The organism is Nostoc sp. TCL26-01, assembly GCF_013393945.1.
Taxonomy (GTDB): domain Bacteria; phylum Cyanobacteriota; class Cyanobacteriia; order Cyanobacteriales; family Nostocaceae; genus Trichormus.
In genome coordinates this window covers 23,107-29,401 of record NZ_CP040304.1, presented here as the reverse complement: position 1 = coordinate 29,401, position 6,295 = coordinate 23,107, and the positions used below count along the sequence as shown (strand labels likewise).

11 protein-coding genes and 1 pseudogene are annotated in these 6,295 nt (G+C 39.6%); 8 read left to right on the top strand and 4 right to left on the bottom strand.

What is annotated here, in order from left to right:
• Nucleotides 1-181: 181 nt before the first annotated feature.
• Together FD725_RS32045 and FD725_RS32040 are read right to left on the bottom strand one after the other, a co-directional pair.
• Nucleotides 182-520: pseudogene (locus FD725_RS32045) on the bottom strand (IS4 family transposase); the annotation flags it as partial.
• A 314-nt stretch (nt 521-834) separates the two neighbouring features.
• Nucleotides 835-972, bottom strand: a complete 138-nt coding sequence (locus FD725_RS32040) for a hypothetical protein (protein ID WP_179052202.1) — start codon at nt 970-972, stop codon at nt 835-837.
• 1,013 nt (nt 973-1,985) lie between these two features.
• Here FD725_RS32040 and FD725_RS32935 point away from each other — a divergent pair.
• The 8 genes from FD725_RS32935 to FD725_RS32000 all read left to right on the top strand — a co-directional run bounded on the left by FD725_RS32935 (nt 1,986) and on the right by FD725_RS32000 (nt 5,445).
• Nucleotides 1,986-2,324 carry a group II intron maturase-specific domain-containing protein gene (locus tag FD725_RS32935; RefSeq protein WP_256872063.1) on the top strand — a complete coding sequence of 113 codons (339 nt, stop codon included), beginning with the start codon at nt 1,986-1,988 and terminating at the stop codon, nt 2,322-2,324.
• Between the two features lie 225 nt (nt 2,325-2,549).
• Entirely contained in the window at nt 2,550-3,170 is a 621-nt protein-coding gene (gene parA / locus FD725_RS32030; protein ID WP_179052201.1) for a ParA family partition ATPase, read from the top strand.
• A gap of 96 nt (nt 3,171-3,266) precedes the next feature.
• Nucleotides 3,267-3,491, top strand: a complete 225-nt coding sequence (locus tag FD725_RS32025; RefSeq protein ID WP_179052200.1) for a ribbon-helix-helix domain-containing protein — start codon at nt 3,267-3,269, stop codon at nt 3,489-3,491.
• Nucleotides 3,492-3,616: 125 nt separating this feature from the next.
• Complete coding sequence (locus FD725_RS32020) at nt 3,617-3,907, top strand: DUF2281 domain-containing protein (protein ID WP_179052199.1); 291 nt, start codon at nt 3,617-3,619, stop codon at nt 3,905-3,907.
• Nucleotides 3,900-4,259: a type II toxin-antitoxin system PemK/MazF family toxin gene (locus FD725_RS32015; protein ID WP_179052198.1), complete on the top strand. Its 360-nt coding sequence runs from the start codon at nt 3,900-3,902 to the stop codon at nt 4,257-4,259. Before FD725_RS32020 ends, FD725_RS32015 begins: the two co-directional genes overlap by 8 nt.
• 149 nt (nt 4,260-4,408) lie before the next feature.
• Nucleotides 4,409-4,747: a hypothetical protein gene (locus FD725_RS32010; RefSeq protein WP_179052197.1), complete on the top strand. Its 339-nt coding sequence runs from the start codon at nt 4,409-4,411 to the stop codon at nt 4,745-4,747.
• A gap of 12 nt (nt 4,748-4,759) precedes the next feature.
• Nucleotides 4,760-5,074, top strand: coding sequence for a hypothetical protein (locus tag FD725_RS32005; protein ID WP_179052196.1), 315 nt, complete (start codon nt 4,760-4,762; stop codon nt 5,072-5,074).
• Between the two features lie 146 nt (nt 5,075-5,220).
• Nucleotides 5,221-5,445 carry a hypothetical protein gene (locus tag FD725_RS32000; RefSeq protein ID WP_179052195.1) on the top strand — a complete coding sequence of 75 codons (225 nt, stop codon included), beginning with the start codon at nt 5,221-5,223 and terminating at the stop codon, nt 5,443-5,445.
• A 44-nt stretch (nt 5,446-5,489) separates the two neighbouring features.
• On the opposite strand, the gene FD725_RS31995 is transcribed toward FD725_RS32000, so the two are convergent.
• A complete protein-coding gene (locus tag FD725_RS31995) occupies nt 5,490-5,921 on the bottom strand; it encodes a type II toxin-antitoxin system VapC family toxin (RefSeq protein WP_179052194.1) in 432 nt (143 codons plus the stop codon).
• Complete coding sequence (locus FD725_RS31990) at nt 5,921-6,211, bottom strand: hypothetical protein (protein WP_179052193.1); 291 nt, start codon at nt 6,209-6,211, stop codon at nt 5,921-5,923. The genes FD725_RS31995 and FD725_RS31990 overlap by 1 nt, the downstream gene beginning before the upstream one ends.
• Nucleotides 6,212-6,295: the final 84 nt, after the last annotated feature.

The window sequence follows — 6,295 nt, the reverse complement described above, 5'->3', positions numbered from 1 at the left end:
TTTAATCTCTCCTTCAACTTTTTATTCAATATGTTTACTCAATAAATTAAGATTACCGTTTATTACCGTTTATTACCGTGTCTTTTCCATGCTAGATGTATTTTTTAGTTGATTACTGTCTTTTAATATATAAGAAATTATAGAGAAAAATCATAGTTATTGTAACAATACCTTCGCCAATTTATGAACTTTGAACCCTAATTGAAAGGGTGTGAATACGACCCAAATCTATGAGCTTACGGAAAATTTTAGCCAACAAAATAGGCTCAGGTTGTTGAGGAAGCATTTTAATGGTTTCGTGGACATATTGAAAACCTCGACAGTAAGCCTTGAGGTCGGCAATGCCACAACCAGGATTACAAAGATGGAAATCAGTCAGAAGCTAATAGGACAAATTGACCATAAAGAATGAGAGGTTTGTTGCATTAGTCACTGCCGTTTGACTCTTAGTCATTAAATCTCCCAATCCCCAAAACTGCTTGGCATCACGGAAATTAAACTCAATTTGGAAAAGTAGTTTTTAGTAGTTAAATAACTGCTCATAGGGGTCAAATGAGCATCCGTGCAGAAACTTACGCTAAGGCTGAAAACCTTACTAAATAAGCATTCTGCAAATCGATATTTTTGGGAATTCTCGATGTACCAATTAACCTATAGATTATTTAGTGCAACAATTTAATACGGCTCATCTTGGGTTTGAAGCTTCTAAATTTCCGAGACTTCAATTGGTACAGTTTTATTCCTGGCGATCGCCTACGGCGGGCGGGTACGCCATCGCAGTATTAAAAGTGCCTCATCAAGTCCTTAGCGTAAGTTTCGGTATCACTGCTGATTTCACCCCCAGATCAAGACTTTATGTGCAGCTAGCACGACAATATTTTCATCGACTAGCAGACCAGGGATGAATATTTGTGGTTGCTTTTCACGTACCTCTTCTGCCGAGTAGCCAGCCCATGCTGTTTCCCAATCCATAAGCGCAGATGCTTTATCTATCTTGACCCAACGCACATCTGCAATCCTTTTATCTGGTTTTAGCAGCGATGCTGTCCGCCTAATTGGGAAATCTCTGATTAATGAAAATCGACAAATAATTCAGAGCTAATAGAATAATAATGTATTGAGCCGCATATCTCGGCTAAACACCAATTAAAACTTTTGATAAATATTACAGTTTTACGCTGCTTAATTGTATAAACTCAAGCTTAAAGTGATAGCTACCACTCGAACCAAATTCTTGACAAGTAAGCAGAGACCTCCTGTAAAAGTGAACATGAAATATCACTTGTTGAATCATTGAATAAGTTGAAAAACTTTCTAATTTTCAACTCATCCTCATCTAAAATTTTCAGTATTTCATCAATATTGCTTTGCTTTTTATTTCTCATGACTTACCATAATATGCTTTTTTTTTGGGCAAATACACCATTGAAACACAAGTCACTTATAAGCTGAATGTGCTTCTTTATAAATCTTTTACTGCTGTATAAATTAAATATTACTGACTTTCTAGCTTTGGACAGGAACAATTCTTTGGCAGTTTGTGTCTTATTTTTGCATAAAATATATCTAAAATCTATTAAAAGCACTTTGCTTTACAAAAGTTTAACATTAACCAAGAGGCTTTACCATTACTACGGAATATATACACTATACTTATTTAATAAATCTGGCCAGATAAAAAATAAACTTCATATATAACAAGCATTTTAAGGATTTAGTGAATTTTTACATATTAAAAATAAAAAATTAAAACCTTGATATTAACTGAGTTCTCAATTCTAAAAAGGTTAAGGGACTTCCAGAAAGTGAAATATACAACTAATAAAAATGATAATCATTATGATGCGGAAGGGATAGGTATCTATACAAATTAACGGATTCATTCAAAAAGTTGTTGAAGGCGTTCTCGTAGCAATCGTACAGAAACTTACGCTAAGACAAACTTTGCCTAAAAGAGAACCTAGTTAGCACCTTTTGAATCAGCTATGCCAACAGAATATTCGACGCGGCCCTTGGGGGAAGAAGGGCTTGCTAATTACGTCCAGAGATTGCGAGGTCATCTTTCTTTAACCCAAAAAGAGTTGAGAGTCATTAAAAAGCTTAATCCGATTATTCGGGGACAAGCGAATTACTTCCGAGTTGGGGTAGCCTCAAAAATTTTCAATTCTCTTGACCATTGGTTATATGAGAAACAGAAAAAGTATGCCAAACGCACTCATCGAAATAAATCTGATAGCTGGCGTAAGGCTAAATACTGGGGAAATCTAAATCTTGATAGACCATTTGACCGATGGGTTTTTGGTAATAAACAAACCGGAGCCTAGTTTATGACTTGCTTGAGCCGGATGCGTTGCAAAGCGCAAGTCCGGTTCTGAGGGGGCGGGATTATAGCGATATAGTCCTGCTACCCGACCACGGTGATGCCCTCTATTCACTAAAATCCGAGTGGAGCTTATGGCGGTTGACTTACTGGTTAATTGTGTACACATATAGATGTAATAATGTCCAACTGTATAAATGTTGAAATGTAACTATGTAGAGGTGTATACATGAAAGTCGTATCAGTCATATCACGAAAAGGTGGTGTGGGCAAAACCTCAATAAGTATTAGTGTTGCTACTGCTGCGTCCCTAAAAAAGAAAGAAGTAGCCCTGGTTGACTTAGATCCCCAATGTTCAGCTGCGAAGTGGGGAGATTCGCGTGAGGCAGAATATCCGACAGTAATCTCATGTCAAGCACCGCGATTGGAAAATGTTCTGGAAGCAGCAAAGGAAAATGATGTGGATTTGGTGGTAATAGATTCTGCCCCGCACAGTGAATCAGCTACCCTCTCAGCTATACGTGCAGCAGATTTAATTCTCATACCCTGTCAACCTTCGATTTTAGATTTAAGGGCGATCGCTGACACCATTGATTTAGTAAATTTAGCCAAGAAAACTGCAACAGTGGTTTTGAACGCTGTCCCTACTCGCGGGTCGTTGGGTGATGAAGCGGCAGAGGCGATTAAGGAGTATAAAATTCCTGTCGCACCTGTCAGAATTTTTGAAAGAACAGCCTTTGTTCGCTGTCTGTCCGCAGGGCTTTCTGTGACGGAATATGAGCCGAAGGGCAAGGCCTCCGAGGAGATTTGGCAACTCTATAAATGGATTTGTAGACAAGTTAAACTGTAGACAAGTAGATATGTAGTTATGTAGACCTGTATACAGATGGTAAGAAAAACTAATCTTGCGGATTCTTTAAAGAAGGCATCCGAGCCTCAAAAGTCAGTGAAACCTAAAACCACTGAAACTGAAGAGGTGGAGCAACCCCGTAGTAAAACTGAAGTGCCGCCGAGCCGAGTGGGTAAAAGAGCGATCGCTGGTCATTTTGATCCTGCTGTTAGTAAACAGTTAAAACAACTAGCACTGGAGGAGGACAGTACAGTACAAAGATTGTTAGAGGAGGCGTTAAACGATTTATTCTCAAAGTATGGGAAGCCGCCCATTGCTTAATGGGCATTGAGCCTTGTGAGATTTTTTCAGTTTCGGGGTGAAATGAGCAATGATAATGAAATTTACGCGCTTGGACTTGATGAGTCACTTTCAATACCGAGTAGAGAAACAACAGAGAGAAACTCATGCAAAACACAGCTAACATTGAGCAAATAATCTTAAAAAATTTACGCCAGCTACCGCCTGAAAAACAGCAAGAAGTTCTAGACTTCACCGAATTCCTGCGGCAAAAACTTGCACCAAAAATGACAACATCTGAGCCATCCCTGCGAGAAATTGCGGCAATGACTTTAGCACAAAGACATCAGCACCTCGCTCAGTTCATTCCTCAAACCGCCGATGACTTTCTCACCAACCCAGAACTCACAGAATTTTCTGTATTAGATACTGAGGATTGGGAACTTGAACATGACTAACCCCAAACGTGGTGAAATTTGGTTAGTCGATCTCAACCCGACTAGAGGGCAAGAAATCCAGAAAACTCGCCCTGTGGTAGTTATCAGTGCGGAAATCTTTAACCCCATCCCCCTGAGAATCATTATTCCGATTACAACTTGGCAAGAGAAATTTAGCGCTCGCCCCTTCATGGTGAAAATTGCCGCCAGTCCTGAAAATCAACTTGAACGCGATTCGGCGGGAAATGTTTTGCAAGTTCGTAGCATCTCAACAGAACGATTTGTTAAACAGTTGGGGCAAGTTGCAGATGAAACCTTACAAGAATTGTTATCTGGTCTAATTATTTGCATTGATTATGAGCCAAGCCCATAGCAGTTAGTATTTTTCTAGTTCTCTGTGCTTTGAGCAGCCCCCTTTTTGATTAACAAGGGCAATTACTGACATACTGCATTACTGCATTAATTACTGCATTGAGTATATACTGTCTCAAAACATTAATTACAGAGTATAAGGAGAAAGTTATGAGGATTGGAGGCAAAAAGAAACAAGAGTCTCGTCTTTACACACCAAACGAGTTAAAAGAAAAGGTGGAGCGTGATATTAGAGAATTTTTGGCCAATCTTGAATATTGGGAATATGTGCCTGAGCTAAACGTTATGCGTCATAGACGTATGAATTACGATGTAGATTTTAATGAGATTACTGATGATGCTAGTTTGTGTGACTGGATTATGCACATATATAACAAGCAGTGGATGGAGGAAGACGCTGTTCTTGAGTTTCTCGATTTTGCATCACTTTATAGAAACAATAGTAAGAAAAATTATGACTCAGAAAATGTTAAGAAGTATTTAAAGTAATAGGCACAAAAAATGAAGATTGACAATGTTCTTAAATATGATACTGGTGAGGTTGAGGGTTATTACACAATTGGACATGTTGACAAAGAAGAGTTTTGGCAAGAACTAATATTAAAGCTTGGAACACAAACTGTAATTGAGTTGACTTTACTAGCTATTGCTAGAGCTAGTTTCAAACTTGAGGAGTGTCTAAACACTAATGTGTTGTATGAATACTGGATTAAAAAAGATGATGGTGATTTAACATCATACTGTTCCGATGAAGTTGTTCAGGTTGAAGCTGATCATCCTAATTCAGTACCTATTACTTTTATCTGGTATAGGTAGCGATCGCAATGACAAATGACATCTCAGCCTATCCCCTCACCTGAGCGATCATCTACCCTAGAACCCCACAACACAAGCGAGAAACTGCACGGTTTGAGGTTGGTTTCTCAGTTGCCCGTGACGACTTGCTCAATGAACTTAGACTGTTGGGTGCAAAAAACTCAGTTATTTCTAGTAACGTACCACTCCGGCGGGATGGTTTACTGTATGCCAATTTTAGAGAACCGGACGATCCAGGCGTTGCAGTTTATTTCAGCATCAAGGACAAGAACTATAGTTTATGTTGCGTTCGCTGGTTGAAAATGAAAGATAACCTCCGTGCTGTTGGACTGCACATTGCAGCTATGCGCGGGATGGAGCGCTACACGTAGCATCTCAACAGTCTGAGATACTGTTTGACTTATGAAGCGTACCTTTAAGAAGAAGTTTCATCATCAACAATGACCAAATCTACTCCACACCTTGTAGCCGCTTGGGCTAATCTAGTATCAATCGTTGCTAGGGGCAATCCTAACCGCAATGCCAATTCTAAGTAAGCTGCGTCATAAGCAGCTAAACCTTCTTGTCGCCCTAGCATCAGCGTTGCATCTAAGGCGTTGGCATCAGTAGCCGTATCAACCAGGATTAATAGTGACTGTAACAAAGCAATAGCTTCTGATGATTGTTCAGTAGTCATGCGGTTACGCCGTTCAGCTACCAGTAGAACATTAGCAATCTCTAGTGACCAAATTCCTGGTACAAATGCTTCTGCATCCGGCATCATTGCCAGTATGCCATTAGCATAATCGTTATTTTCATCCACCAAACACCAGCTAATTGCTACAGAACAATCCAAAACAAACTGCATTAAAATCTTCGCCCCTCTTCAATCATGGAGCGGAGCGAGGTTTTATCTAGTGCCACTTGTTGCCGCAGTTCTTGCATTCTGGCAATTGCATTACTTATGGATTTTTTGGTTGTAGGCTTTCCCCAGGCGTTATATTGAGGTTCCACTTCAGATGATGTTGCAACATCAGTGTTGGGTAAAGGCTGTATAACCACCACTACCTCAACAGGAGTATCTTTTAAATCCGTAGGTGTCTGGATTTGCAAGATACCATCTGCCCCAATATGAGAGTGCAATTTCATCGTTTCCATATTCGCATCCAGTTACTCATACTTATTCTATGGGAGAAGTTGAATCTCTACCCGTTGATTAAGAGCGTGAGCGATTCTTTGCAG

Bases quoted from the DNA above. Each gene is read 5' to 3' on its own strand.
- FD725_RS32040 (WP_179052202.1), bottom strand. From the start codon at position 972: ATGGATTGGGAAACAGCATGGGCTGGCTACTCGGCAGAAGAGGTACGT.
- FD725_RS32935 (WP_256872063.1), top strand. From the start codon at position 1,986: ATGCCAACAGAATATTCGACGCGGCCCTTGGGGGAAGAAGGGCTTGCT.
- parA (WP_179052201.1), top strand. From the start codon at position 2,550: ATGAAAGTCGTATCAGTCATATCACGAAAAGGTGGTGTGGGCAAAACC.
- FD725_RS32020 (WP_179052199.1), top strand. From the start codon at position 3,617: ATGCAAAACACAGCTAACATTGAGCAAATAATCTTAAAAAATTTACGC.
- FD725_RS32015 (WP_179052198.1), top strand. From the start codon at position 3,900: ATGACTAACCCCAAACGTGGTGAAATTTGGTTAGTCGATCTCAACCCG.
- FD725_RS32010 (WP_179052197.1), top strand. From the start codon at position 4,409: ATGAGGATTGGAGGCAAAAAGAAACAAGAGTCTCGTCTTTACACACCA.
- FD725_RS32005 (WP_179052196.1), top strand. From the start codon at position 4,760: ATGAAGATTGACAATGTTCTTAAATATGATACTGGTGAGGTTGAGGGT.
- FD725_RS31995 (WP_179052194.1), bottom strand. From the start codon at position 5,921: ATGCAGTTTGTTTTGGATTGTTCTGTAGCAATTAGCTGGTGTTTGGTG.
- FD725_RS31990 (WP_179052193.1), bottom strand. From the start codon at position 6,211: ATGGAAACGATGAAATTGCACTCTCATATTGGGGCAGATGGTATCTTG.